This is a genomic window from Variovorax sp. M-6 (genome assembly GCF_052114385.1).
Lineage (GTDB): Bacteria > Pseudomonadota > Gammaproteobacteria > Burkholderiales > Burkholderiaceae_C > Variovorax.
Genome location: NZ_JBFREQ010000023.1, coordinates 19,919 through 43,505 on the forward strand (window position 1 = coordinate 19,919; position 23,587 = coordinate 43,505).

25 protein-coding genes are annotated in these 23,587 nt (G+C 66.4%); 6 read left to right on the top strand and 19 right to left on the bottom strand.

Going from position 1 to position 23,587, the window contains the following annotated elements:
- Positions 1-3: 3 nt before the first annotated feature.
- The 6 genes from AB4Z46_RS23100 to AB4Z46_RS23125 all read right to left on the bottom strand — a co-directional run bounded on the left by AB4Z46_RS23100 (position 4) and on the right by AB4Z46_RS23125 (position 6,508).
- Complete coding sequence (locus AB4Z46_RS23100; protein WP_442285881.1) at positions 4-1,059, bottom strand: TRAP transporter substrate-binding protein; 1,056 nt, start codon at positions 1,057-1,059, stop codon at positions 4-6.
- Between the two features lie 168 nt (positions 1,060-1,227).
- Positions 1,228-2,055, bottom strand: a complete 828-nt coding sequence (locus tag AB4Z46_RS23105) for an IclR family transcriptional regulator (RefSeq protein ID WP_442285882.1) — start codon at positions 2,053-2,055, stop codon at positions 1,228-1,230.
- Between the two features lie 151 nt (positions 2,056-2,206).
- The gene (locus AB4Z46_RS23110) at positions 2,207-3,262 is read right to left on the bottom strand and encodes a DUF6929 family protein (RefSeq protein ID WP_442285883.1); all 1,056 of its coding nucleotides are present in this window, start codon (positions 3,260-3,262) and stop codon (positions 2,207-2,209) included.
- A gap of 55 nt (positions 3,263-3,317) precedes the next feature.
- A complete protein-coding gene (locus AB4Z46_RS23115; RefSeq protein ID WP_442285884.1) occupies positions 3,318-4,280 on the bottom strand; it encodes a tripartite tricarboxylate transporter substrate binding protein in 963 nt (320 codons plus the stop codon).
- A gap of 76 nt (positions 4,281-4,356) precedes the next feature.
- Positions 4,357-5,685 carry a fumarylacetoacetase gene (fahA, locus tag AB4Z46_RS23120; protein ID WP_442285885.1) on the bottom strand — a complete coding sequence of 443 codons (1,329 nt, stop codon included), beginning with the start codon at positions 5,683-5,685 and terminating at the stop codon, positions 4,357-4,359.
- A gap of 31 nt (positions 5,686-5,716) precedes the next feature.
- Positions 5,717-6,508 (bottom strand): 3-hydroxybutyrate dehydrogenase, encoded by a 792-nt coding sequence (locus AB4Z46_RS23125; RefSeq protein WP_442285886.1) that lies wholly within the window; start codon positions 6,506-6,508, stop codon positions 5,717-5,719.
- A gap of 127 nt (positions 6,509-6,635) precedes the next feature.
- On the opposite strand from AB4Z46_RS23125, the gene AB4Z46_RS23130 reads away from it, so the two are divergent.
- Positions 6,636-7,520 (top strand): LysR family transcriptional regulator, encoded by an 885-nt coding sequence (locus AB4Z46_RS23130; RefSeq protein WP_442285887.1) that lies wholly within the window; start codon positions 6,636-6,638, stop codon positions 7,518-7,520.
- 60 nt (positions 7,521-7,580) lie between these two features.
- Here the strand turns inward: AB4Z46_RS23130 and AB4Z46_RS23135 are convergent, their stop codons facing one another.
- Positions 7,581-7,988, bottom strand: a complete 408-nt coding sequence (locus AB4Z46_RS23135) for an FHA domain-containing protein (RefSeq protein ID WP_442285888.1) — start codon at positions 7,986-7,988, stop codon at positions 7,581-7,583.
- A gap of 445 nt (positions 7,989-8,433) precedes the next feature.
- Here AB4Z46_RS23135 and AB4Z46_RS23140 point away from each other — a divergent pair, with 445 nt between their 5' ends.
- The gene (locus AB4Z46_RS23140; RefSeq protein WP_442285889.1) at positions 8,434-8,985 is read left to right on the top strand and encodes a hypothetical protein; all 552 of its coding nucleotides are present in this window, start codon (positions 8,434-8,436) and stop codon (positions 8,983-8,985) included.
- 21 nt (positions 8,986-9,006) lie between these two features.
- On the opposite strand, the gene AB4Z46_RS23145 is transcribed toward AB4Z46_RS23140, so the two are convergent.
- The 10 genes from AB4Z46_RS23145 to AB4Z46_RS23190 form a co-directional block, all read right to left on the bottom strand.
- Entirely contained in the window at positions 9,007-10,023 is a 1,017-nt protein-coding gene (locus AB4Z46_RS23145) for a Bug family tripartite tricarboxylate transporter substrate binding protein (RefSeq protein WP_442285890.1), read from the bottom strand.
- Positions 10,024-10,057: 34 nt separating this feature from the next.
- Entirely contained in the window at positions 10,058-11,443 is a 1,386-nt protein-coding gene (locus tag AB4Z46_RS23150) for a sensor histidine kinase (protein ID WP_442286050.1), read from the bottom strand.
- A gap of 42 nt (positions 11,444-11,485) precedes the next feature.
- Positions 11,486-12,151: a response regulator gene (locus tag AB4Z46_RS23155; RefSeq protein WP_442285891.1), complete on the bottom strand. Its 666-nt coding sequence runs from the start codon at positions 12,149-12,151 to the stop codon at positions 11,486-11,488.
- Between the two features lie 25 nt (positions 12,152-12,176).
- Positions 12,177-13,208, bottom strand: coding sequence for a Bug family tripartite tricarboxylate transporter substrate binding protein (locus tag AB4Z46_RS23160; protein ID WP_442285892.1), 1,032 nt, complete (start codon positions 13,206-13,208; stop codon positions 12,177-12,179).
- Positions 13,209-13,270: 62 nt separating this feature from the next.
- Positions 13,271-14,161 carry a hydroxymethylglutaryl-CoA lyase gene (locus AB4Z46_RS23165; RefSeq protein ID WP_442285893.1) on the bottom strand — a complete coding sequence of 297 codons (891 nt, stop codon included), beginning with the start codon at positions 14,159-14,161 and terminating at the stop codon, positions 13,271-13,273.
- A gap of 12 nt (positions 14,162-14,173) precedes the next feature.
- Entirely contained in the window at positions 14,174-15,391 is a 1,218-nt protein-coding gene (locus AB4Z46_RS23170; protein WP_442285894.1) for a CaiB/BaiF CoA transferase family protein, read from the bottom strand.
- 48 nt (positions 15,392-15,439) lie between these two features.
- Positions 15,440-15,751 carry an NIPSNAP family protein gene (locus AB4Z46_RS23175; protein ID WP_442285895.1) on the bottom strand — a complete coding sequence of 104 codons (312 nt, stop codon included), beginning with the start codon at positions 15,749-15,751 and terminating at the stop codon, positions 15,440-15,442.
- Positions 15,752-15,761: 10 nt separating this feature from the next.
- Positions 15,762-16,550, bottom strand: a complete 789-nt coding sequence (locus AB4Z46_RS23180; RefSeq protein WP_442285896.1) for a hypothetical protein — start codon at positions 16,548-16,550, stop codon at positions 15,762-15,764.
- Between the two features lie 9 nt (positions 16,551-16,559).
- Positions 16,560-17,888 (bottom strand): MFS transporter, encoded by a 1,329-nt coding sequence (locus tag AB4Z46_RS23185; protein ID WP_442285897.1) that lies wholly within the window; start codon positions 17,886-17,888, stop codon positions 16,560-16,562.
- 61 nt (positions 17,889-17,949) lie between these two features.
- Positions 17,950-18,342, bottom strand: coding sequence for a cupin domain-containing protein (locus AB4Z46_RS23190; RefSeq protein WP_442285898.1), 393 nt, complete (start codon positions 18,340-18,342; stop codon positions 17,950-17,952).
- 205 nt (positions 18,343-18,547) lie between these two features.
- Between AB4Z46_RS23190 and AB4Z46_RS23195 the strand changes: the two genes are divergently transcribed.
- Genes AB4Z46_RS23195 through AB4Z46_RS23205 form a run of 3 tightly spaced genes read left to right on the top strand, consistent with a single transcriptional unit; the run spans position 18,548 to position 20,690 of the window.
- Positions 18,548-19,291: a maleate cis-trans isomerase family protein gene (locus AB4Z46_RS23195; RefSeq protein WP_442285899.1), complete on the top strand. Its 744-nt coding sequence runs from the start codon at positions 18,548-18,550 to the stop codon at positions 19,289-19,291.
- An 18-nt stretch (positions 19,292-19,309) separates the two neighbouring features.
- On the top strand, positions 19,310-19,981 hold the full coding sequence (locus AB4Z46_RS23200) for a GntR family transcriptional regulator (RefSeq protein WP_442285900.1): 672 nt from the start codon (positions 19,310-19,312) through the stop codon (positions 19,979-19,981).
- Positions 19,962-20,690 (top strand): isochorismatase family protein, encoded by a 729-nt coding sequence (locus AB4Z46_RS23205; RefSeq protein WP_442285901.1) that lies wholly within the window; start codon positions 19,962-19,964, stop codon positions 20,688-20,690. Before AB4Z46_RS23200 ends, AB4Z46_RS23205 begins: the two co-directional genes overlap by 20 nt.
- A gap of 20 nt (positions 20,691-20,710) precedes the next feature.
- Here AB4Z46_RS23205 and AB4Z46_RS23210 read toward each other — a convergent pair whose 3' ends face one another.
- The gene (locus AB4Z46_RS23210; RefSeq protein WP_442285902.1) at positions 20,711-21,307 is read right to left on the bottom strand and encodes a DJ-1/PfpI family protein; all 597 of its coding nucleotides are present in this window, start codon (positions 21,305-21,307) and stop codon (positions 20,711-20,713) included.
- Positions 21,308-21,368: 61 nt separating this feature from the next.
- Here AB4Z46_RS23210 and AB4Z46_RS23215 point away from each other — a divergent pair, with 61 nt between their 5' ends.
- Positions 21,369-22,703 (top strand): aminotransferase-like domain-containing protein, encoded by a 1,335-nt coding sequence (locus tag AB4Z46_RS23215; protein ID WP_442285903.1) that lies wholly within the window; start codon positions 21,369-21,371, stop codon positions 22,701-22,703.
- Here AB4Z46_RS23215 and AB4Z46_RS23220 read toward each other — a convergent pair.
- Positions 22,684-23,586 carry an alpha/beta hydrolase gene (locus tag AB4Z46_RS23220; protein ID WP_442285904.1) on the bottom strand — a complete coding sequence of 301 codons (903 nt, stop codon included), beginning with the start codon at positions 23,584-23,586 and terminating at the stop codon, positions 22,684-22,686. The two genes, AB4Z46_RS23215 and AB4Z46_RS23220, sit on opposite strands and share 20 nt — an antisense overlap.
- Between the last annotated feature and the right edge of the window lies 1 nt (position 23,587).

A 23,587-nucleotide genomic window follows, 5' to 3' on the forward strand; every position in this document is an offset into this window, starting at 1 on the left:
TGTTCACTTCAGCCCCAGCACCGGCGCGACCGTCGCCTGCCAGGTCTTCGAGCAGGTGGGGTTGGACTTGTCGCACACCTCGGCCCACACCGGCAGCGACACCTTGTTCACAGCGCTGCGCACCAGGTCGATGTCGGCCGGCGTGACCGGCACGTTGACGAGGTTGAACTTCTTGCCGGTCGTGCACGGGTCCTTGCCGGCATTGCAGTTCAGGGCGTCCTGGAAAAGCTCTTCGGAGTACTTCCACACGTCGTCGGTCAGGGCGTCGAAAGCCTTCGTCAGCTTCGCCTGCTGCTCGGGCGTCAGCGCCTTCCATGACTTCATGGTCATGCCGTAGCCATTGAGCGCCATCTGGAAGCCGATCGCCATCTGGTGCGTCGTCACTTCCGGCCAACCCGCCGAGTTGGCCGAGCTCGGCCCGGTGATCGCGCAATCGACCACGCCGAGCGACAGCGACTGGTGCGTGTCGGCGAACGACACCGGCACCGGCGTGCCGCCCACCATCTCGATGAACTTGGCCAGGTTCTGGTCATACACGCGCACCTTCAGGCCCTTGATGTCGGCCAGCTTGGCGACCGGCTTCTTGCAGAAGAGGATCTGCGGGCCGAAGGGCCAGACGCCCAGCAGCTTGACGCCGAACTGCGCCTGCAGGCGCGCATCCGCCGTGTCGAAGTAGGCCTTGGCCACCTTGCGGCCCGTCGCGTAGTCAGGCGCCGCGCCCACCAGGTCGAGCCCCAGGATGGTCGGCTCGTCACGGGAGTTCTGCGACACGCGCAGCGACACGATGTCGAACAGCCCCGCCTTCATCACGCGAAGCTGCTCGGTGTCCTTGATGCCCAGCGTATCGATGGGCTTGTAGTCGACATCGATCGGCAGTCCGGTCCTTGCCGCGAAGTTCTCGAAGAACGGTTGCTCCTTGTTCTTCTGGATCAGCCCGGTGGCCAGCGGCTGGCCGACGGCTTTCAGCTTGATCCTGTCTTGCGCCTGGGAAGCGGGCAGCGCGAACATGACGGCCAGAGCGACCGTGGCGAGGGATTTGAGGCGCGGGTGAAACGGCATGAAGACTCCTCGGGGAATGAGATGGGTTGGCGGGGCGGCACTTGAGAAAGGATGTGCCATTGGAATCCGCCGCAGCGCGCGGCTGCAGACTATTCCGCTGCGCGGGAAGACGAGCGAAATCTCTTCTGCATCAAGGACTTGGCGCTGCACGCCGGTGGAAGACCGGCGCTAACAGACGCGGCCGCCGTAGGCGGCGGTGATCTCGTCGGCGGCAGCGCGCACCGCGGCGCCGAGCAGCACGAAATCGGTGCTCTTGATGCGCTGCGTCGGCCCTACGAGGGAGATCGCCCCGAAGGGCTGGCCATGCTCGTCGCGGATCGCGGCGGCGATGCACCGCAGGCCGACCGCGTTCTGCTCGTCGTCGATCGCATGGCCCGCGCGGCGCACCTCGCCGAGCGTTTCATGCAGTCGCGAGGCGCGCGCGATCGTGTTGTTGGTGAGCTTCGGCAGGCCATAGGTGCGCAGGTACTGCAGCACGTCGTCCTCCGTCATCGCCGCCAGGATCGACTGCCCCATCGCGGTGCCGTGCAGCGGTGCACGAAACCCCGGCTTGCCGATGGCGCGCATCAGTTCACGGCTTTCGACCTGCGTCACGAAGACGATGTCGCCGAGATCGGCGATGCCGAGATTGATGCTCTCGCCGGTGCTGTCGCGCAGCCGGCGCATCACCGGCAGCGCGAGGTGCGCGATGCGGCGGCGCCGCGCGAATGCAGCCCCCACGGAAAAACAGCGCACGCCCACATACCAGAGGTTGGTCTCGCGGTCGAACTGGACGAACTGTCGTTGCTCGAGCGTCGTGAGCAGGCGGTGGGCCGTCGATGACGACAGCCCGCTGTGCGCCGCGATGTCGACCAGGCGATAGCCTTCGTCATCCTCGGCGAGGAGTTCGAGCAGCTGCATGGCACGCGTGAGCGACTGCACGGTGCTGTCGCCATCTCGGTCGATACGGGTGACCTTGGTGGTCTTGCTGGACGGGCGAGGCGAGCTGGCGGTCATGGCGTGCCTTATGCAAGTTGCGCGCCATCGGCCTGGAATGTCTGTAGCGCGATCTGGCCGTCGATGGTCCGTGACAACCGGAGCGTCAAGCATGGTGTTTACACTGATGTCGACACCATTCCGGAGGCGCCGGGCCCGAGGACCGGCGCGATCAACGCGGCGGCGCGGGCTTGAGGGTCAGCACGACGTCGAAAAACTCGCTGTTGCCGTCGTCGTTGTCGCTGACCAAGGCGCCGGTGGCACGGCGCCTTTCGGTGTGTCTCAGAGCGATGGACTCCACCTTGGTCCGGATCGGCGCACCGCCCTTGGTGAGGCGCTGCGCACTTCGGGTCAGGTCCAGCGGCGCGGGGTCCTTCAGCATCGACAGGGGGATCAAGCCCAGATAGCTGCCCAGCACCGCGCCATCGTCATAGGCGTTGCCTGAGGTCTCGACGGAGGCGCTGTAGACCAGGCTGTCGATTTCGGGCCAGAAATCGGCCCCGGAGAAACCCGCCTCTGTGCCCTTCAGCTTCGGCAGCGTGGCCTCATGCAGGCGGATGTCGCCGATCTTGTCGGTCTTGCCGCTCAGGTAGGCGATGAGGTCGGCCAGCGCCACCCGGAACAGGAGGTTTCTGTCGGCATTGCCCCGGTTGAAGAAATAGGCGTCTTCATGGGCGATGGCCAAGGCCTCGATGTTGACGAACTGGTCCGCCTTGAAACCCGCGAGCGCGGCGAAATCCCGGTACAGCGCGGCCATGTCTCGTTCATGCACGGTGAACTTGCCATCCGCGGAGACCAGGAGTCCGGTTTCCCTCGTTCCCTTCTTGCCGCCGGAGCCCAGGACCAGATTCCAGACTCCCCCGTTCCACCTCATCGTGGCCATCGCCTCGTAGTCCGGCTTGATGTTCTTTGCGATGCGGCCGTTCTTCTGAACCGGATAGTCCTTCAACAGGAAGCGACCGGAGATCGCGAACTTGCGGTCCAGCACGAACAGATGGGGAGAGTCGTCGCCGACCACGAAGTACCTCCCCGCATGCCAGGTCATGCCGGAACCGGAAGGAAGCCCCTTCTTGACCACAGGCCCGCCGAGGCGGATGTCCATCTCTGCGGCCTGGCAACTCCACGCGACCACCGCCAACAGCAAACACGCGGCAAGAAACTTGTTCATGGCGAGCCATTCCTCTTTGGAAGAGGCTGGGAGAATAAACGCAGACTGCTGGCAAGCCATGCGGCCTCAGAACCGCGTCGTCTCCGCCAGGAGAACGTCCGAGCTGTCTGGCCGGTTATTTGACCGTCGAGACCATCTTCTTCAGTGCGTCGCGCTCGCCGACGAAGATCCCGCGTGCGTAGTCGGTGTATGTCGCGCGATCCATGTATTGCGGCGTCAAACCCATCTTCCTGACGGCCGACTGGAACTCGGGATCGTTGTAGGTGTCGCGAATCGTTGTTTCCAGCGCTTTCACGGCGGCCGGGTCCATGCCCTTGGGGCCGGCGAAGCCGACCGGCGAGGTGTGGACCACGTCATAGCCTTGCTCCTGGAGCGTCGGCACGTCGGGCAGCTCGGCCGTGCGCTTGTCGCCCAGCGAAGCCAGCACGCGCATCTTGCCGGAGCTGACATAAGGCAACACGGTGCTGGCGCTCACGATGGCCTGGACATGGTTGCCCAGCAGGGCCGAGATCGCATCGGCGTCGCCCTTGAAGGGGATATGGGTCCAGTCGTCGACCTTGGCTTTCTCGCCGAGTTGCGCCATGGCAATGTGCTGGCTGCTGTAGCTGCCTGGTGATCCATAGGAGATCGGGCCAGCCTTGCGCTTGCTGTAGTCGACGAGCTCCGCGATCGTTTTCCAGGGCGACGAGGCGTTCACGACAATGTAGTAGTTGAAGCCGACCATGCTGCCGAGATAGGTCAGGTCCTTTTGCGGGTCGTACTGCGCGCCATTGATGTGCGGCATGCGAAAGACACCGATCGGAATCATCGTGAAGGTGTAGCCGGCCGGGTCGGTGTTGAGCATCTGCACCGCGCCCAGCGTGCCGTTCGCCCCGGTCTTGTTCTCGACCGTGATGGCTTGGCCGAGCTTCTTGCCGGCAATGTCTGCGAACGCTCTTCCATACTGGTCCGTCACACCGCCGGCCGAGTAGGGAACGATCAGCTTGATCGGACGCGTGGGATAGCTTTGGGCGCTGGCGAGCGTGGTCGCCATGAGCAGGCCGAGGGCGGTCAAGGATGCCGTGATTGCTTTGTTCATCTTTTCATATCTCCATGAATAGCGTGGTTGATGCGGGTTGCCTGTACGGCGCTCAAGAAGAATGGCAGGCATGCAGTCATGCCGCGACCCGACCCCGGCATTCGCCGAAGCCGAGCGTGGCGAAGCCTTCGCGGCGGCAATGGCCGCGCAAGACGATCTCGTCGCCGTCCTGCAGAAAGCGGCGGATCTCGCCGTTGGCCAGCTGCAATGGCTTCTTGCCACCCTCGGTCATTTCGAGCAGGCAGCCGCAATCCGTGCCGTCGGGCATCGAGATGGTGCCGCTGCCCAGCAGATCGCCCGGGCGCAGATTGCAGCCGTTGGCCGTGTGGTGAGCCACCATTTGCGCCGGTGTCCACCAAAGGGCCGTGGAGTCGCTGCGTGAGAGGCGTTGCGGCGCCAATTGCGCTTCGCGCATGCGCTGCGTTGTCAAGTACACCTCGAGCTCGATGCGCAGGCCGCCGGCGTTCTGGTCCGCGTCGTGATGCAGATAGTCCAGCGGGACCGGGTCGCCAGGCTCGCGCCGCATCTGCGGCGCACGGAACGGTGCCAGCGCATCGCTCGTGACGACCCAGGGCGACAGGCTGGTCATGAAGTTCTTGCCCAGGAACGGACCCAGCGGCTGGGACTCCCACGCCTGAACATCACGCGCCGACCAATCGTTGAGCAGCCCGAAGCCGGCGACGTGCTCGTGCGCATCGGCCAGGCTGATCGGGCTGGCGAGGGCGTTGCCAGGCCCGACCCAGATCGCCAGTTCCAGCTCATAGTCCAGCCGGTCCGTCGGCTGGAAGGCGATGACGTGGCCGCTCGGGGACTCCCGTCGCACCTGCCCGCTTGGGCGTCGTACCGCGGTGCCCGAGGCTTGCAGCGTGGACGCGCGGCCGTGGTAGGCCACCGGCAGGTGCTTGTAGTTGGGTTGCAGCGGGAGCTCAGGCCGGAAGATGAGACCGCAGTTCCTTGCATGGTGAATGCCGGCGTAGAAGTCCGAGTAGTCCCCGACCTGGGCGGGCAGGGTCATTTCGCAGGCGGCCTGGGAAAGAAGCAGCTGCTGCCTGTGCTCGCGTGCATGTCGGCCTTGCGCGGTGTCCGGGCGCAGCGCAGCCGAGAGCGCCGAGCGCAGCTGGCGGCGTCGAGTTGCCGACAAGGCCATCCATGCATTGAGCGTCGGCGTGCCGATCGCCTGCACCGTCTCGCGATCGAGCCCTTCGAGCAGACCGGCCGCCAGCACCGCAGGCAGGTCCAGCAGCTCCGTGCCGATCGCAACCCCGATGCGCGAACCTTCGTCCGCCTTGAACACGCCCATCGGCAGGTTCTGGATCGGAAACTCTCCATGGCCTTCGGCCGACTCCACCCAGCTGCGCAGTTGCGCGTCGTGGGTGGCGTCCAGCGTATTGGTTCTTTGGGTCATATGTTCATGAGCTTCTGTTGCACACAGGCACTCAAAGCGCGGTGGTGCCGCCATCCATGGTCCATGCAGCGCCCCGCACTTCCTGTGCATCGTCACTGCATAGAAACGCCACCATCGCGGCGAGCTGACCGGTCTGAACAAAACGCCCCGAGGGTTGCCGCAGGCTGATCAACTGGCGTGTTGCCGCTTCGATGTCGATCCCTTCGCGCAGCGCCAGCGCTTCGACCTGGCGCTCGACCAGCGCCGTTTGCGCCCAGCCGGGGCAGATGGCATTGCAGGTGATGTCGGTCGTCGCGGTTTCGAGCGCCACGGATTTGGTCAAACCGATGAGGCCGTGCTTGGTGGCGTTGTAGGCGGATTTGCCTGCGCGCCCACGCAGGCCGCTGATCGATGCGATGTTGACGATACGGCCCCAGCCCCGGCTTCGCATGGCCGGCAGCGCCAGCCGGATGGTGTGGAAGCTGGCCGACAGGTTGATGGCCAGCATGTCGTTCCAGACGTCGACCGGAAACTGCTCGATGCCGCTGGTGTGCTGCATGCCGGCGTTGTTGACGAGGATGTCGACGCCGCCACCACCGATCTGCTGCGCCTGCGCCATCAGGCGCTCGATCTGGGCCGGGTCGCGCAAATCGGCCTTCAGGTAGTGCGCGCTGACCCCGAATCTGGCCGCGATGTCCGTGCAGACCGCCTGGCCTTCGGCCTCGGTGGCGATGCCGTTCAATACGACGCGGGCACCGTCCTCGGCCAGGCGCTGCGCGATCGCCAGGCCGATACCGCTGTTGCCTCCGGTGATGAGTGCAACGCGTTCCTTCAATTCCGACATTTGGTCCTTGTTGTTGTCGCCCCGACGAGCCACTGTCCTGATGCTAAGAAAGCACTTTCATACCGTCCAATACCGAATCTGCGCATCATCTATATTCACAGCGTCTGAATGTAGAGATCGCTTTGTCATGGACCTCCGGCACCTCCGCAGCTTTCTCGCTGTTGCCCAGGAAAAAAACTTCACCCGCGCAGCAAACCGGCTGCACATGGCGCAGCCGCCACTGAGCCAGCGCATACGTCAGCTCGAAGCGGAACTGGATGTGCAGCTGTTCGACCGCTGCACGCGCCGGGTTGAACTCACCCACGCCGGCAAGACCTTCTACGAAGCGGTGGAGTCCGTGCTGAGCCAGCTCGATCTGGCGGTCGAAGCCTGCCGTCGTGCCGACCGGGGTGAAACGGGTCTGCTGCGGATGGGCTACAGCGGGCGCGCCAGTCATTTGCTGCTGCCCAGGCTGATGGTCGCGTTTCGCACCCGCTTTCCCCAGGTGGTGCTGGACCTGGTCGGTCCCCTGCCCACCGGGGATCTGCGCGCGGGCCTGCTGGACGATCAACTCGACGTGGTCTTGTGTTTCCTGCCGCTGACCGACCCGGGCATCGCCTGCCGGAGTTTTGCTCCCACCGAGTTCGTGCTTGTGCTGCCCACTTCCCATCCCTTGGCCGGCCAGGAGGAAGTCGCCCTGGCAGAGCTGATCGATGACCCCTTCGTCGGCTATCCATCGAACAAGGGCTACCGCCTGCGCGATGCGATGGATGCGGAATGCGCCCGCGCAGGCTTCAAGCCCAGGGTGGTGCGCGAAAGCGCAAACTCCCAGGTGCTGCTGTGCCTCGTGGCCGCAGGCACCGGTGCTTCCATCGTTCCGCGCGAACTGCAGTTTCAGGAGCACATCGGCGGCATCGAGTTCAAGTCCCTGGGCCAGCACGCCCACCGCCTGGACCACGGCATGGCCTGGCGCAGGGACAACGGCAATCCGGCATTGATCAACTTCCTGTCGATTGATGTGGGGGCGGATTGAGGGCGTGCGCCGGGGTCGAGTCCGCGCAAGCAGTCCCGCAGCGCGGGCCGGCCCGCATCCTCAGAGCTTGCCGTGGCGGCTCACCGGCACGCCCGGCGCAGTGGGCGCTTCCGAGTGCGCCCTTGCCTCGCCTATGTTCACCAGCAACCCGTGCATGGTCAGAATGCGCATGGCCTCGACCTGAGTGAACTCCTGGTCGATCGAGATGAAGCGCATCTCGTAGGTACCGAGGCGTATGGCATCGCCATGGGCGAGGACCTGGCTCTCGATTTGGACGTCGTTCACGAACGTCCCGTTCCGGCTGCCGAGATCGGTGATCGTGACGAAGGCCTGCTCGACAGCGATCACCGCGTGGTCGCGGCTCGCTTGTGCGGAGTCGATGATCACGTCGTTGGTCGAGCCTCTGCCGACCTTGTTGTCGAGGGGGTTGAGCTGAACTTGCCGGGGTTCGCCGGTCGCGGTCATCATCAGAAGCATTGGCATGGGGTCGATCCTCAACCTGTGCGGCTTCCGCTGCCGGCCGGCACGAGGCCAACGGCGTCGCCGCCCAACCGGGTGTTTGGCTGGTGGCGGAAGCTCCGCTCGCCGCGTTTCATGCGATCCTGGCCGCCAGGGCTGGACTTCGCCCGCATGCATTGGAGACAGCTGCGGGATTCAGGGGTGTTCTTCATGGATGGCGCTATCGGTCAAAGAAAAGGCCGCGCGCTGGTTCGTGAGCAACGTAGCACCTTGAGTATCGGCGCACCGATGAAATGCTGAAGGGGCGTAGCGTGATTTCCGTCGGGTTGCCGCTCACCTTTGTGGCACTTGCATGACGACCCACGCCCTTCTTCCCATTACAGTCGTCCTACAAACTGCAAGGCAAGCGAGGAACGGCGCGGGGAATGGGCAAAGCCCGCCTCATGCGATCCACATGACCTACAAAGGCATTCGAATCACCGGGCCACACGAAGCCGTCTATCAACTTGGCCACCCCATGTCTGTGTATGAGGGGAGCGTCCTGTTGGCGACCTTGGACCCCGTCCTTGTACTGAACGGAGGGACACAGATCCACGTTGAAAGGCTCACCCCGACGAAAGTGATGGTGGATGAGCGAAGGCACTTCGGACGATTGATCTTCTTCGAGATTTGCGCATTGGTGTCGGAACACTTCCCGCAGGTGCAGGCCATCAGCTTTGTCTTTCCCCGCCCGATCGACGGTCAGGGCGGCCCCGTGCAGCAAGCTGCTTTGCGGGCAGCCGCGCTGGCGCGCATCGGGGTCGAAGACATTCGCGTCACCCCCTACACATCGGGCGCGCACGTTGTGTCCGGCACCTGGGTCTACAACGAGGCGAATCTTGCGGCGCTGCATGTCGCGCTGGCCGAGCAGCGTGCGATCTTCGGGGCTGACCCGATCATCGAGGCAAGAGGCGGGGTCGCTGGTGCGATTCGGCGACTGATCGCGCGGCTGAGGCCTGATCGGTAGAGCCTGCCGAGCTGCCGGCCCCTAGCCATTCCAGCGCCGCAGCCCCAGGTCCGCGGCCACGCTCCGATAGCGAGCGATGCTCGCCTGGACGTACGCCTCCAGCGCCTGCCCCGTGAGTGAGAACGCATGGAGGCGGTGGCGCTCGCGCAAGGCGGGATAGCCCGGCGCTTCCATCGCCTCGCGAAAGGCCTCGATCCATGCGCGCGTGGCCGGCTCGGCGGCGGCGGCGCTCATATAAACGCCGCGGACTGTGGGCCAGACCAGGTCCACCTTCTGTTCGCGAGCGGTGGGGATGCCGGCGAGTTGCCCGTCGAGCGCCGTCTCCGACAGCACCGCCAGGATGCGCACCGCGGCACCGCCCGCGATGGCCTGCAGCGCCTCGGCGGCATCGCCGGGAAACAGGTCGACATGCTTGCCCTGCAGCGCTCGCAACGCATCTCCGCCGCCTTCGAAGGAGACGAAGCGCATCGACCTGGGGTCGCGCCCCGCGGCCCTCAGCAGCAGCGCGGCCTTCACCCAGTCCTGGCTGCCGACCGTGCCGCCGGCGCCGAAGGCGAGGCGCGAAGGCTCCTGCCGCAGGGCCGCGATGACATCCTGCAGCGACTTGTAGGGCGAGTCGCGGTGCACCGCGACCACGCCGTAGTCGGTGCCGAGGGCGGCGATCCAGCGCGCGACGTCCGGCGAATGCGGCCCGAAGCGGCCTTGGGCGATATTGAGCAGGGTGCCGCTGGAGAAGGCCACAAGCAGCGACGGCCCGCCCATCTGGCCGGTGGCGATGCGGTCGTAGGCCACCGCGCCGATGCCGCCGGGCATGAAGCGCTGCGCCAGCGGCGGTCGCGCCGGACGCACCGCCTGCAGGCCATCGCGCGCCAGCGCGCAGGTGAGGTCGAAGCCGCCCCCCGCCTTGGCGGGGATCACGCATTCCGCCGCCGCAGCGCTCGGATCGTCGGGCGGCCCGGCGGCCCCGCCGACACCGGGCAGCGCCAGGCCCGAGAGCGTGCACAGCACATGGCGGCGCGTGAACTTCAATGGCGACATGGCCGACGTCTCTTTCTTTTTTCCCCGCCACGCATCAAGGGCTGGCCGCAGGCCACCACAGCGACGCATGCAGGCCTCGGGTGCCCTCGCGGGCCTTGAGTTCAAGATCGCCCTGGTGGCGCTGTGCGATGGAACGCGCGATCGCCAGCCCCAGGCCGGAACCGCCCTGGCTCGCGCGGGTGCCGCGCACGAAGCGCCGCCCCAGCGCCGCGCACTCCTCGTCGCTGAGCCCCGGGCCGTTGTCTTCCACGGTCAGGCGCCAGCCGCGCTGTTCCGCGACCGCCAGGAGCGTGATGGTGCCGCGCGCCGGCGTGTAGGCAATCGCGTTGACGACCAGATTGCTCAAGGCCTCGCGCAGCAGGCCCGCATCGGCGACAGCGCGGAGGTTCGCGGCCGGCGGATGGATACCCAGGTCGATCTGCTTGCTGCGCGCCAGCGGCAGCAGGTCGACGGCCACGTCGCGCAGCAGCGCCGCGAGGTCGACCGGCTCGAACGCCAGCGACACGGTGTCGCTGCGGCCCAGGGCCAGCAGTTGCTGGGTGCTGCGCGTGACGCGGCCGATCTCGACGCCGAGCGCTTCGAGGGCCTGGCTCACCAGGGCCGGATCCTGTTCGCGGCGGGCGTAGTCGACCTGCATCTGCAGCGTGGTGAGGTGAGTGCGCAGCTGGTGCGAGGCGTCGTCGAGGAACTGGCGCTGCTGCGCCACCAGGTCCTGCGTGCGGGCCATCTGCTGGTTCACCGCGCCGACCAGCGGCCGGATGTCCGCCGGCAGGTCGGCCTCCTCGATGCGCGTGAGGTCGTCGGGCTTGCGGGCCTGCACCTCGCGCGCCAGCCGCGTCAGGGGCCGCAGCGCCGCCGCCAGGGCCAGCGCGGTGCTGAGCAGCAGCAGCGCCAGCACCACGCCGTCGCGCAGCGCCGCGCGCCGGACGAAGCGCGTGCTGAACTCCTGCCGCGAACGCGTGCTTTCGCCGACCTGGATCAGCACGCTGCGCCCGCTGCTTCCTGCGGGCGCGCGGTCGAGCTCGCGACGGTAGGCGGCCAGGCGGACCGGCTCGCCGAAGTAGGTCGCGTCGTAGAACACCGGCACGCCGGGCTTCAGCGCGGCGCGCGGCTCGGGCAGGTCGGCGCTGCCGAGCTCGACCAGGCCGTCCGAAGTCGCCACGCGGAAATAGACCTGGCCGCTGGCGGTCAGCTCGAAGAACTCGAACATGGTGTAGGGCAGCTCGACCGACAGCCCGCCCGAGGCGGTCGAGATGTTCGCGTCGATCGATTTCAGGGCGCCGAGCACGGAGCGGTCGTAGGCCGCGTTGGCCGCCTCGAGCGCATCGTGCCGGGTCATCCAAAGCTCGATGCAGGTCACGAGCAGCAGCGACGGCAGCAGCAGCAGCGCCAGGCGTTGCCGCAGGCTGGCACGCCGCATCCAGTGGGCGGCGGCGCCGAAGGGGCGCAGCAGCGCGTTCACTCAGCCGAGCTCCAGGGCATAGCCCAGGCCGCGCAAGGTCGTGATGCGCACGCCGCTGCCGTCGAGCCGCTTGCGCAAGCGATGCACGAACACCTCCACCGCCTCGGGGTGGACGCTCTCGTCGTCCGAGAACACCCGGTCGAGGATCTGCTGCTTCGACAGCGGCTCGCCGCTGCGCTGCGCCAGCACCCGCAGCACCGACAGCTCGCGCGGAGACAGCGCCAGCGGCTCGCCGTGCAGCGTGAACTGCTTGCGGCCGCCGTCGTAGACCAGCGGGCCGCAGGCCAGGCGCGGATGCTCGACGCCGCGCGCGCGTCGCACCAGGGCCTGCAGGCGGGCTTCGAGCTCGGCCAGTGCGAAGGGCTTGGCGAGGAAGTCGTCGGCGCCCGCGTTCAGCAGGGCGACGCGTTCGGCCAGCGAATCGCGGGCCGTGAGGATCAGCGTCGGCAGCCGCTGGTCGCGCTCGCGCAGGCGCTGCAGCACCTCGTGGCCATCGAGGCCGGGCAGGCCGAGGTCGAGCACCAGCGCGTCATGGTCGTGCGCCTGCAGCGCGCGATCGGCCAGCCGGCCGTCGTCCACCCATTCGACCTGGATGCCGGCGTGCTCGAGCGCCTTGCAGAGCCAGGTACCCAGCGTGTGTTCGTCCTCAGCCAGCAGAATGCGCATGGCCTCGATGGTAGGGCCGCCGGCGTCAGTCCGGCTTGATGTTCGCCCGTGCGATCACCGTCTTCCAGCGTGCCTGCTCGGCGGCGATGAACTGGGCGAACTGCTCCGGCGTGCCGCCGACGGCCTCGGCGGCATCGCCGCGCAGGCGCTCCATCGCGGCGGGCGAACGCACGGCCTTCATGGTTTCCGCGGAGAGCTTCGCCACGTTGGCCGGCGCCATGCTGGCGGGCGCGAGCATGCCGTACCACTGGGTCATCTCGAAGCCCGGGTAGCCTTGCTCGGCCACGGTCGGCACGTCCGGCAGCTGCGGCAGGCGCTGTGCCGAACCGGTGGCGATGCAGCGCACCTTGCCCGACTTGATGAAGGGAATGATGGCGGCCGCGCCGATCGCCGAGGCGTCGAGCCGGCCCGACAGCAGGTCGGTGAGCATCGGGCCGGTGCCGCGGTAGGGCACGTGCAACATGAAGACGCCGGAGGTGACCTTCAGGTATTCGAAGGCCAGGTGACCCGCGCTGCCGTTGCCGGCGGAGCCGTAGCTGAGCTTGCCCGGCTTCGACTTGGCGTAGGCGATGAATTCCTTCAGGTTCCTGGCCGGCACGTCGGGATGGACCACGTAGAGGCTCGGCACCTTGGCGAGCAGGCTGACGGGCTTGAAGTCCTTGTTCGGGTCGTAGGGCAGCTTGTCGAAGATGAAGGGGTTCACGGCCAGCGTGCCGATGTGCCCGAGGATGATCGTGTGCTGGTCGTCGCTGCGCGCGACCTCGGCCATGGCGATGTTGCCGGCGGCGCCGGGCTTGTTGTCCACGTAGACGCTCTGGCCCAGGGTGTTGGAGAGTTCCGCCGCGGTGGAGCGGGCCACGATCTCCGAGCTCCCGCCGGGCGCGAAGGGCACCACGAAGCGCACCGACTTGCTGGGCCAGCTGCCCTGGGCGGATGCGAATCGCGGAACGAGTCCTGCCAGGCCCAGGGCGCCGCCCGCCTGGAGGAAGGCGCGGCGGGCCAGGTGGGCGTCGGCGCGGGGGTCGTCACGGTGGTCAGCGAACATGGTTGTCTCCATTCGGTCTTTGCAAGGCCGCGATGGTGCGCCTGCGAAGCTTTCGGAATGCTGTCAGTTCGAATTCACGCCTGCGCGCGTGCCAGCCACCGCTGGCTGCGGCCACCGACCGGATAACCCACCAGCCGGCTCGTCGTCTCGATCGCCGCGCCGATCGCGCCGAGCTCGATGCCGGTCTCGAATCCGCACTGGTGCGCCATGAGCGCCAGATCCTCGGTCGCCAGGTTGCCGGCGGCGCCGGGCGCAAACGGGCAGCCGCCGACGCCGCCGATGCTGGCATCGAAGCGACGAATCCCCCGCGCCATGGCACACCATGCGTTCGCCAATGCCATGCCCCGGGTGTCGTGGAAGTGCATGCCGATCGTCTGCGCCGGCAGGATGCCCAGCAAGGCGCCGAGCACGCGCTCCACATCGCTGGGCGCAGCGGCGCCGATCGTGTCGGCGATCACGATTTCCTCGGCGCCGGCGGCCCGCATCTGAAGCGCCAGATCGACCACGCGCCCGGTCGGCGTGTCACCTTCGAACGGACATGCGAATGCAACCGCCACATAGGCACGGGTCCGCAACCCGGCGCGCACGGCTTCGGCCAACGTCTCTCTGCACGTGTTCAGCGCGGCGTCCAGGTCCATGCGGATGTTCTTCCGGTTCATCGTCTCGGTGGCCGAGAGCACGACGGCGATCTCCCGCGCACCCGCGTCGACGGCACGCTCCAGGCCCCGCTGGTTCGGGACGAGCACGGACACCCGGGCATCGTCGGGCACCGCGAGCCCCCGGAGCAGCGCATCCGCGTCCGCCATCTGCGGCACCGCCTTGGGAGAGACGAAACTGGTGGCTTCGATCCGCCGCAGACCGGCGGCGAAAAGCGCTTCGATCAGCGCACGTTTGCCCTCGGTGCCGACGATCGTGCCCTGGCTTTGCAGGCCGTCGCGCGGGCCCACATCGGTGATGTACAGCATCTCGCCCACCGTTCAGACTCCCACCGCACCGGCGCTTTGCAGGGCGGCGATGTGCAGCTCGTCGTAGCCCAGCATCTGCGAAAGAATGCGATGCGAGTCACGGCCCACGCGCGGCGGCGCCCGAAAGCGCGCTTCGCTCGTGTCGGAGAACTTCATCGGGATGCCGGGCATGCGCACCACTTCGCCGGATTCGAGCGGCATCGACACCACCATCTCGCGCGCCAGCACCTGCGGATCGGAAAGCGCCTGCTTGAAGTCGTTCACCGGCCCGCACGGAATGCGTGCCGCCCGCAAGCGCTCCATCCAGTGAAGGGTCGAGTGCCGGGCGAACTCCTCCCCGATGGCCGAGTCGATGATCGCCTTGTCCCTGAGACGCGCGGGCTGACCCGCGTATTCGGGGTTCATGAGCGCGGGGAGGGGCAGCATCTCCACGAAACGGGCGAAAAAGGCGTCGCCAATGCAGGCGACCACGACGTGGCCGTCCATCGTTGCATAGACGTTGTAGGGCACGTGAACGAAGTGCCCGTTGCCGATGCGATCCGGCACGTTTCCGGACATCAGGTGCATGGTCGCCATGTAGTTGAGCAGCGAGACCTGCACGTCGAGCATCGACACGTCCACATGCTGGCCGCGCCCCGTGCTCTGGCGCGCGATCACGGCGGCCATGACGCCCATGGCGCCGAAGATCCCTCCCCCCAGGTCGCCGATCGGAATGCCCGACCGCGTGGGCGGCATGGTGGGCTCGCCGGTGATGGACATGCCGCCGCCCATCGCTTGCACGACCTGGTCGAAGGCAGGACGCTGGGTGTCGGGACCGGTTTCGCCAAAGCCCGAGACGGTGCAAGTGATGATCCGCGGGTTGATCGCACACAGGGTGTCGTGATCGATGCCCAGCCGTGCGGTCACGCCGGCACTGAAGTTGTCGAAAACGATGTCCGCATGCTTCACGAGGTCGTAGAACACGGTGCGGCCCTCGGGCGACTTCAGATCCAGGGCCACGCTCTCCTTGCTCCGGTTCAGGGTCAGGAAGTAGGCACCCATCCCGTCGCGCGAATAGTCCGGGCTCTCGGCCAGCAGCTTGCGCGTTCCCTCGCCTTCGCCGGGCGGCTCGATCTTGATAGTGCGTGCGCCGAGGTCCGTCAGCGTCATCGTCCCGTAGGGGCCCGACAGCATGTGGGTCAGATCGAGGACTGTCAGTCCGGCCAACGGCGCATTCTTCTTACTGGTCATTTTGCGATTTCAATTTCGATCTTGCTCAGTCACTCCGACGCCCCGCCTTCACTGCGGCGAGAAAGGCGCCGGGTTGAGGATTTCGTTGTGCATTTCCTGGATCAGGGGCAGCACCTTGGGAACGAACGCGATCCAGTCGGGATGCCCGGCCAGCGTCGCGCGGCGGCGCTGGCGGTCCTCGAAGGACTCGTAGGCCCACAGGTGGATCACCTTGTTGATGGCACCGATCTCCGTGCTGTAGAAGCCCAGCAGGCGGCCGAGCACCGGCTGCTCGATGGCGATGCCCTCGCTGCCCATGAGCCGCATGAACTCGGGCAGCTTTCCGGGCCGCAGCACGTAGGAGCGCATTTCGGCAATCACGTCCGCCCTCTCACGCCCACAGGGCCAGGCTGCCGTCGGGCATGCGGCCGATGAACGACCCGATGGACACGCGGCTGCCGCCCGGGGCGGTGGTGCCGGGCGCGATCTCGTGCGGATTGCGGGTGTTGAAGATCACCACGTCACCGGCCGTCGGTCGGTAGACGAACCCGGGCGCGCCTTCGATCAGGCCGCGCTCCAGCCCGTAGCTCTTGGGGATTTCGCCCGGCGCGACGACCGGATCCCATGGGCTGTTGTGCACCGTGGTGTGTCCGCCGGACGCCAGTTCCTCGGCGAAGAAATTCCATCCGAGCTGGCCGTCGATGGCGCCGATCGCATAGTCGGGCGAGTTGACGGGCGCCCAATCCACATGAAGATCGATCTTGTCGCTGGTGGAACGGATGATGCCGGCGAAGTAGGGTTTGCCGCCCTCTCGCGCAAGGTCCACCGGATGCGGCCAGGCCGCGCGCAGTTGCTCCATCACGCGTTGCAGCGGATCGAACGAATGGGCGAAGACTTCCTCCACGTCGGCACGAGCCTTCGGCACATCGGCGAGAAACTCTTCCTTGGTCTTGGTCCAGCGGTACTGGTACTGGGCGAGCCCGATATAGCCGATGCGGTCGCTCACGTTGTAGTACTGCATGTTCCCGTTCTTGGCGGCGGCGGCAAAGCTGCGGCACTCCGAAGGGCTGGCGAAGCCCGGGATGCGGATGGCGGCGATCTTGTTGTCCAGAAGCAGGCGCAGGTTGTCTTCGGTCAGCGCGTGCTCCTGCACGCTGATCCAGGTAGGCTTGGAAGTCATGCTTTTCCTTCAGTCGGGCTGCCGGTTGACCAGTCGGCCGGGCAGGAGAATCGTGACGAGCGCGGCCAGCACGAGGCTGCCCGCGGTCAGGTACATGCCGGCAGCGCCGCTGCCGGTGGTGTCGCGCAGCCAGCCCACCAGATAGGGGCTGGCAAATCCGGACAGGTTCGCCACCGAACTGATGATCGCGATCCCGGCCGCGGCCGCCCTGCCGCTCAGCAGCACCGTGGGCAGCCGCCAGAACTGGGCAAAGGCCGTCAGGATGCCGGCGGTCGCGACGGTCAGGGCGGCGATCGCGAAGACCGTGTTGTCCTTGAAGGACATGCTCAGATAGAGCGCGGCGGCACCGATCAGCGCCGCGAGCGCCAGGAAAAACTTGCGGTCGCCGCGGGCGTCCGCCAGCTTGGCGATCCACACCATCGAGATCGCCGCCGCGCCGTAGGGAATCGCGCTGAACAGGCCGATGTTGAGCAGCCCGCTGACGCCGGCTTCGCGGATCATCGTCGGCATCCAGAAACCCATGCCGTAGATGCCCAGCCCGATACAGAACTCGATCAGGCACATCACCCAGACCAACGGCAGGGTGAACGCGTCCTTGACCGAGACACCGATGGTCCTGGTGTTCTCGCGCTCCAGGTTGCGCGCCAGCGTGTTCTTCTCCTGCTCGTTGAGCCAGGCCGCATCCTTGATGCGATCCCGCAGCACGATCAGGACGATCACGCCGAGGAAGACGGACGGCAGCCCCTCGATCAGGAACATCCATTGCCAGCCCTGCAGGGAACCGACCTGGTGGAAACTCTGCAGCAGCCACCCGGAAAGCGGGCCGCCGATGACGCCCGCCGCCGGCACCGCCAGGAAGAACAGGGCCAGCGCCTTGCCGAGCCGGCTCGGCGGGATCCAGTAGGTCAGGTAGAGGACGATGCCGGGAAAGAACCCGGCTTCGGCCACCCCCAGGAGAAAGCGCAGGACGTAGAAGGATGTGGGCGTCTTCACGAACATCATCGCGGAAGACAGCAGCCCCCACGTGATCATGATGCGAGCGATCCAACGCCTGGCACCCACGCGATGAAGGATCAGGTTGCTCGGAACCTCGAAGATGAAATAGCCGAGGAAGAAGACCCCGGCGCCCAGCCCATAGATGGTCTCGCTGAATCCCAGATCGCTCAGCATCTGCAGCTTCGCGAAGCCTACGTTGATGCGGTCCAGGTAGGACATCGCATAGCTGAGAAACAGGATGGGGACCAGCTTCCAGAGGACCTTGCGGTAGAGGATCTCTTCGCCGGCCGCCTGGGCCGGGGAGACGTAGCTCGAATTCTTCAGTGCTTGCGCGTCTGTCATGATTTCTTGCCTCGGTGGCGTCTGTGGGGAATCGATGCTGTGGTGCGGCGGCTCATCGCACCTATTCGCTGACCCAGGTCTTCTTGGGCGGCGACTTGATTTCCAGCTGTTCGCAGTCCTCCAGCGCTTCGCTGTAGTGCTCGACACCGCGCGGGTGGATCCACGAGGTGCCGGGCTCCGCGATGAACTCCTTGTCGCCGATCACGAGGCGCAGGCGGCCCTTGATCAGATAGGCGACGGTCTCGTGATCCATGTGCTTGTGCACCGGATCGATCAGGCCCTTCTCCCGGAAGACGTGGAGCATCAGGATGTCTTCGCCCACCATCATCCGGCGCACCTCCACCCTGCCTTTGGGCTTGACGCCCTCGACGGCGGCCAGCCGCTCGATCGGAATGTCGTCTCGGACCGAGAAATAACCTTCGGTTCGTGGCAGGGTACGGTCTGTATCGCTCATGGGTTCATCCTCAATTTCAAGCAGTCAACGGGGGTCGACATCGCCTGTGCGGCTCGGACCTCAGCGCAACCGCCGGCCCCTTCAATGTCGACAATTGATAGAGTAATTTGCCGATTCAAGCCATATTCCGGGTTGATTTTCCATCAATTGTGGACAATCATAGGCCACCTGATTTCCACCATGCAAGCGTTTTCGAAGGAAAAACATGACCGACTCGCTGGGCTGGCGACAAAAGTTCGCCGTTCTGATTCCGTCCACCAACACGAGCGTCCAGCCGGAGTTCGACGCCATGCGCCCCGCGGGCGTGACGAACCACATCAGCCGTATCCGCATCGCGAACATTCCGCTGAACAACGACGAGGACTTCCAGCGCCTGATCGAACTGATCGCCGCGGCGCAGGACGAGGCCGTCGATGCGGTCATGTCCTGCGAGCCGGACCGCCTGGTGCTCGGGATCTCGGCCGAAACCTTCTGGGATGGACTGGCTGCCAGCCGCCGGCTCAAGGCGCAACTGGAAGAGCGCACGCGGCTGCCGGTCTCGATGGGCTCGGAAGCCTGCGACGCCGCATTCGAAGTGCTGGGCATCCAGCGCATCGCCGTCGTCACGCCCTATCAGGCCGTCGGTGACCGGAACGTCGTGCGCTTCTTCGAGGAGGCCGGCTACGAGGTCAAGCGCATCAAGGGGCTCAAGTGCGAAAGCCCCGTCAAGATCGCGCATGTGCAGGAATCCGAGCTTCGCACCGCGTTGCAGGAACTGGACGGGGACGACATCGACGGCATCGTCCAGGTGGGGACCAATCTCGCGATGGCCCGGCTGGCCGGAGAAGCCGAGGTGTGGCTCGGCAAGCCGGTGGTGGCGATCAACACCGCCATCTACTGGCACGCGCTGCGCCAGTCCGGCATCCTGGACAGGATGAGCGGCTTCGGCTCGCTTCTGGAACGATACTGATCCCCCCAGGAGGAGGCATTGAAACAGATCACCGGCACGGCCACCGTCGCCCACCAGCTATACGCCATCGTGAAGGAACGCATCATCAACGGCACCTACGGGCCGGGCATGCGCCTGACCGAACAGCAGATGGCGGCGGAATTCAACACCTCGCGCACGCCCGTGCGCGAAGCCATGCGCCTGCTGACCGCGGACGGGTTCGTGGTCTTCAAGCCCAACAGCGGAACGATGGTGCGGACCTGGTCCAGCGCGCAGATCGCCGAGATCTTCGAGCTGCGGGTGCTCATCGAAGGAGAGATCGCGGGCCATGCGGCGCGCCATATCGGCGAGGACGAAATCGACCAGCTCCAGGCCCTGCAGGACGAGATCGAGTCCTGCGGCCCCGATACCGGCGAGGCCAACGCGGCACGCATCGGCCGACTCAACCGGGAGTTCCATCGCGTGATCGCGCAGGCCAGCCGCAACGAGCGCCTGGTCGCGACCCTGGCCAATGCGATCGAACTGCCGATTGTCCAGAGGACCTTCCGCAGCTACACCGTCGATCAGCTCCGTCGCAGTTTCGCCCAGCACCGGGAACTGATCGAAGCCTTCCAGGTGCACGACGCCGGCTGGGCGCAGAGCACCATGAGCTGCCACATTCATTCCGCCAAACACACCCTGCTGAGAGCCAATGAACACCACGACGACTGAAGCGGCACACCGCGACGAGACCGATCTCGGCAGCAACTACAGCCGAAGCGGCGCCTTCGGCGCGCCGCTGGGCGTCGGCACTCGCCAGGCCTTGCTGATGATCGACTTTGCCCGCGCCTACTTCGAGCCGGACAGCCCGCTGTTCGCCGATGCGCCGCAGGTGGTCGACGCCGCGGCCGAGCTGCTGCAATGGGCCCGCCGGCAAGGGCTGCTCGTATGCCATACCCAGGTTGTCTATGACGCGCAGGGCGTCAACGGCGGCGTGTTCTATCGGAAGATCCCGGCCCTGTCGGTGTTCCGCGAGGGCAATCCCCTGGGCGACTTCGTCGAGGCGCTTCGCCCCGCACCCCACGAGCCCGTGATCTCGAAGCAGTACGCCAGTGCCTTCTTCGGCACCTCGCTGGCCAGCTTGCTGAATGCGCAGCGCGTGGATTGCGTGATCGTCGCCGGGATGAGTACCAGCGGTTGCGTGCGGGCCACGGCGGTCGACGCCGTGCAGCATGGCTTCATTCCGATCGTGGCCTCCGAAGCATGCGGCGACCGCCACCCGGCGCCTCACGAATCCAATCTCTTCGACCTGCAGGCCAAGTACGCGGACGTGTTGACGACGCAGGAGATCCGCAACGCCGTGGCGGCGCCCACCGCCAGGGGCCCGGCTGGCCCCGGCACGGTCTGCAACGACCCGATCCCTCGGCACCCGGGCAGCTGAACGCGAGTTCGCCGGACTCCTCAGAGAAAAGGCGCGATGTTTCGCATCGCACGCGCGACGTAGTCGTCCTTTTCTCCCACCGGAGCCACGTAGTGCATCGCGCTCTGCGCTGCCTCGATGCCCTCCAGGCGGGCGATCACCCAAGCGGCGAGGTACTGCGAGGCGAGACAGCCGCCCGCCGTGGCCACATTGCCCTTGGCGACGAAGGGCTGGTTCAGCACGTCGATGCCCGCTTCCTCGACCCACGGCTTCGTGGTCAGATCCGTGCAGGCCGGCACATCGTCGAGCAGCCCCAGCTTGGCAAGCACGAGCGTTCCGGAGCATTGCGCGCCCAGCAATTGCCGGGACGGGTCCAGTTGCAGCTTGGCCATCAAGGCCACGTCGGCGACGACCTCCCGCGTCTGCATGCCGCTGCCAACGATGACCGCATCCGCCGCACTGGCTTCGCGCAGGCTTGCCTGGGCCTCGAGCACCACGCCGTTCATCGACCGGACGCGCGCCGCGGGGCTGGCGATCGACACCCGCCAGGCCGGCTTCCTGACGCGATTGAGGATGCCGAGCGCAATGAGCGAATCGAGCTCGTTGAAGCCCTCGAAGGTGAGGATGGCGATGTGCATGGCGGGGATCGTAGGCAATCGACCCAATACAATCAAATTATTGTCATGGATACATTGCCGCATGGCCCGTGCCCGATACAAGCAACTGGTCGACGCGCTCGCCGCCGGAATCCGGGAGGGTCGCCTGGCGCCGGGCACTCGCCTGCCGACGCACAGACAGCTCGCCGCCAAGGAGGGTCTGGCCCTCGTCACCGCCACGCGCGTGTATGCGGAGCTCGAGGCCATGGGCCTGGTCAGCGGCGAGACGGGCCGCGGCACCTTCGTGCGGGAAGCCTCGCTGCCGCGCGGCCTGGGCATCGACCAGCAGGCGGCGGCAGCGGGCATGGTGGACCTGAACTTCAACTATCCGTCGCTGCCTGGCCAGGCCGACATGCTTCGCTCCGCACTTCGCCATCTGGCCTCCTCCGGCGATCTGGAGGCGCTGTTGCGCTACCAACCTCACGGCGGTCGCCCCCATGAGCGGGAGACCGTGGCACGCCACCTCGCGAGCCGGGGCCTGACGGCGAACGCCGCTCAAGTGGCCATCGTGGATGGTGCGCAGCACGGCTTGGCGACCACGGTCATGGCGCTGCTGCGGCCGGGCGACGTGGTCGCCACCGACGCCCTGACCTACCCGGGGTTCAAGGTGCTTGCCGAGGCGCATCGCCTGGAACTGGCACCGATTCCGGCGGCTGGCGCGGGCCCCGACCTGGACGCGCTGGAGACGCTATGCAGGCGGCGGCGCGTGCGCGCGATCTATGCCATGCCGACGCTGCACAACCCGCTGGGCTGGGTGATGGGTGCGCGCCGGCGGCGGGAGCTGGTGGCGATCGCGCGACGACACGGGCTGCTCATCATCGAGGATGCCGCCTACGCCTTCCTCGAAGCGGATCCACCCGCTCCTCTGGTCGCCATGGCACCCGAAACGACCGTCTACGTCTCGGGGCTCTCCAAGAGCGTGGCGACCGGGCTGCGCTTCGGCTTTGTCGCGGCACCGGCGGCATGGATGCCGAAGATCGAACGCGCGATCCGGGCCACCACCTGGAACACCTCCGGCGTGATCACGGCGATCGCCTGCAAGTGGCTGGACGAAGGCACGGTGACCCGGCTCGAAGCAGAGAAGCGCCAGGATGCGATGACTCGACAGGCGATCGCCGCCGAGGTTCTGAGCGGCCTTCGATGTGTCCGTCACGCGGCGTCCTACTTCCTCTGGCTCCCCTTGAAGGAAGAGCTTCGCGCCGACAAGGTGGCGATGGCGCTCATGTCCGAGCGCATTTCGGTGTCGACGGCCGAGCCCTTTGCAACCACCACCCAGGCGCCGCACGCGCTGCGCCTGGCTCTGGGCTCCGTCGAGCCGGGCGCGCTCCGGGACGCGTTGGAGAAGGTGAAGCGCGTGATCAGCGATCAGACGTACTGAGGTCGGCGGGTGGTCGGTCGGCACCCTCGCGCTCGCACAGAAGCAGTTGCCGTGCCAGTCCATGGAGACGCGTGGACGGATCGCTCAGGTCATCCAGAATGTCGAAGTGGCGGCGGCCCGCGATCGCTTCGGTCACCGGGACCGCACTCGTGCCCCAGTGAGCCCCAAGAAGGGTGTTCTGGCGGTGGAACTCGGACGATTCCAGTTCTCCAACGACCGCATGAACCGAGATGCCATCGCGCGGCGTATGGGCGACAGGGCTCAACATGCGAGCCGATTCGCGCGTCAAGGCGAGATCCGGCTGAAGGAACGGAACATGCCGGACCGTATCGAGATCGAACAGGCCGGAGATGCACAGCGCCCGGGATGCGGTGCACGGAGGCAGGCCTCCCCGCTCCGACGTCCCATCTCGGGCCAACAGCATGGCGGTCAGATGTGCGCCCGCAGAATGCCCGGCCAAAGTGATCCGCTGCGGGTCGCCGCCATAGGCGCGGATATGCCTGTACACCCAGGCCACGCCGTGGCTGACTTGCGCAAGGATCGTTTCGATCCGGACTGCCGGACAGAGGTCGTAGTTCAAGAGAACGACGGTCGCTCCACGGGAAGTGAATGCGGGCGCGAGAAACGAGTGCGCCGACTTGTCCGACCCGCGCCAGAAGCCACCGTGAATGAAGACCAGCACCGGTGTGTCCGGACGCGTCGAAGGGAACACATCCAGCACCTGCCCGGCCGACGGGCCGTACGGAATGTCGCTGAAATGCAGATTCGTTTCCCGCGTGGCGGCAGAGCGCCGATTCCAATCCGCGAACAGTGCCGCGGGGTCGGGGACCGCGAGCAACGGGTTGTACTCCCGATCCAGCCAGGCGGCATCTTCAGCAGTCATT

Excerpts from the sequence above, each read along its gene's own strand:
- AB4Z46_RS23100 (WP_442285881.1), bottom strand. The coding sequence starts at position 1,059 with ATGCCGTTTCACCCGCGCCTCAAATCCCTCGCCACGGTCGCTCTGGCC.
- AB4Z46_RS23105 (WP_442285882.1), bottom strand. The coding sequence starts at position 2,055 with ATGACCGCCAGCTCGCCTCGCCCGTCCAGCAAGACCACCAAGGTCACC.
- AB4Z46_RS23110 (WP_442285883.1), bottom strand. The coding sequence starts at position 3,262 with ATGGCTTGCCAGCAGTCTGCGTTTATTCTCCCAGCCTCTTCCAAAGAG.
- AB4Z46_RS23115 (WP_442285884.1), bottom strand. The coding sequence starts at position 4,280 with ATGAACAAAGCAATCACGGCATCCTTGACCGCCCTCGGCCTGCTCATG.
- fahA (WP_442285885.1), bottom strand. The coding sequence starts at position 5,685 with ATGACCCAAAGAACCAATACGCTGGACGCCACCCACGACGCGCAACTG.
- AB4Z46_RS23125 (WP_442285886.1), bottom strand. The coding sequence starts at position 6,508 with ATGTCGGAATTGAAGGAACGCGTTGCACTCATCACCGGAGGCAACAGC.
- AB4Z46_RS23130 (WP_442285887.1), top strand. The coding sequence starts at position 6,636 with ATGGACCTCCGGCACCTCCGCAGCTTTCTCGCTGTTGCCCAGGAAAAA.
- AB4Z46_RS23135 (WP_442285888.1), bottom strand. The coding sequence starts at position 7,988 with ATGATGACCGCGACCGGCGAACCCCGGCAAGTTCAGCTCAACCCCCTC.
- AB4Z46_RS23140 (WP_442285889.1), top strand. The coding sequence starts at position 8,434 with ATGACCTACAAAGGCATTCGAATCACCGGGCCACACGAAGCCGTCTAT.
- AB4Z46_RS23145 (WP_442285890.1), bottom strand. The coding sequence starts at position 10,023 with ATGTCGCCATTGAAGTTCACGCGCCGCCATGTGCTGTGCACGCTCTCG.
- AB4Z46_RS23150 (WP_442286050.1), bottom strand. The coding sequence starts at position 11,443 with ATGCGGCGTGCCAGCCTGCGGCAACGCCTGGCGCTGCTGCTGCTGCCG.
- AB4Z46_RS23155 (WP_442285891.1), bottom strand. The coding sequence starts at position 12,151 with ATGCGCATTCTGCTGGCTGAGGACGAACACACGCTGGGTACCTGGCTC.
- AB4Z46_RS23160 (WP_442285892.1), bottom strand. The coding sequence starts at position 13,208 with ATGGAGACAACCATGTTCGCTGACCACCGTGACGACCCCCGCGCCGAC.
- AB4Z46_RS23165 (WP_442285893.1), bottom strand. The coding sequence starts at position 14,161 with ATGCTGTACATCACCGATGTGGGCCCGCGCGACGGCCTGCAAAGCCAG.
- AB4Z46_RS23170 (WP_442285894.1), bottom strand. The coding sequence starts at position 15,391 with ATGACCAGTAAGAAGAATGCGCCGTTGGCCGGACTGACAGTCCTCGAT.
- AB4Z46_RS23180 (WP_442285896.1), bottom strand. The coding sequence starts at position 16,550 with ATGACTTCCAAGCCTACCTGGATCAGCGTGCAGGAGCACGCGCTGACC.
- AB4Z46_RS23185 (WP_442285897.1), bottom strand. The coding sequence starts at position 17,888 with ATGACAGACGCGCAAGCACTGAAGAATTCGAGCTACGTCTCCCCGGCC.
- AB4Z46_RS23190 (WP_442285898.1), bottom strand. The coding sequence starts at position 18,342 with ATGAGCGATACAGACCGTACCCTGCCACGAACCGAAGGTTATTTCTCG.
- AB4Z46_RS23195 (WP_442285899.1), top strand. The coding sequence starts at position 18,548 with ATGACCGACTCGCTGGGCTGGCGACAAAAGTTCGCCGTTCTGATTCCG.
- AB4Z46_RS23205 (WP_442285901.1), top strand. The coding sequence starts at position 19,962 with ATGAACACCACGACGACTGAAGCGGCACACCGCGACGAGACCGATCTC.
- AB4Z46_RS23210 (WP_442285902.1), bottom strand. The coding sequence starts at position 21,307 with ATGCACATCGCCATCCTCACCTTCGAGGGCTTCAACGAGCTCGATTCG.
- AB4Z46_RS23215 (WP_442285903.1), top strand. The coding sequence starts at position 21,369 with ATGGCCCGTGCCCGATACAAGCAACTGGTCGACGCGCTCGCCGCCGGA.
- AB4Z46_RS23220 (WP_442285904.1), bottom strand. The coding sequence starts at position 23,586 with ATGACTGCTGAAGATGCCGCCTGGCTGGATCGGGAGTACAACCCGTTG.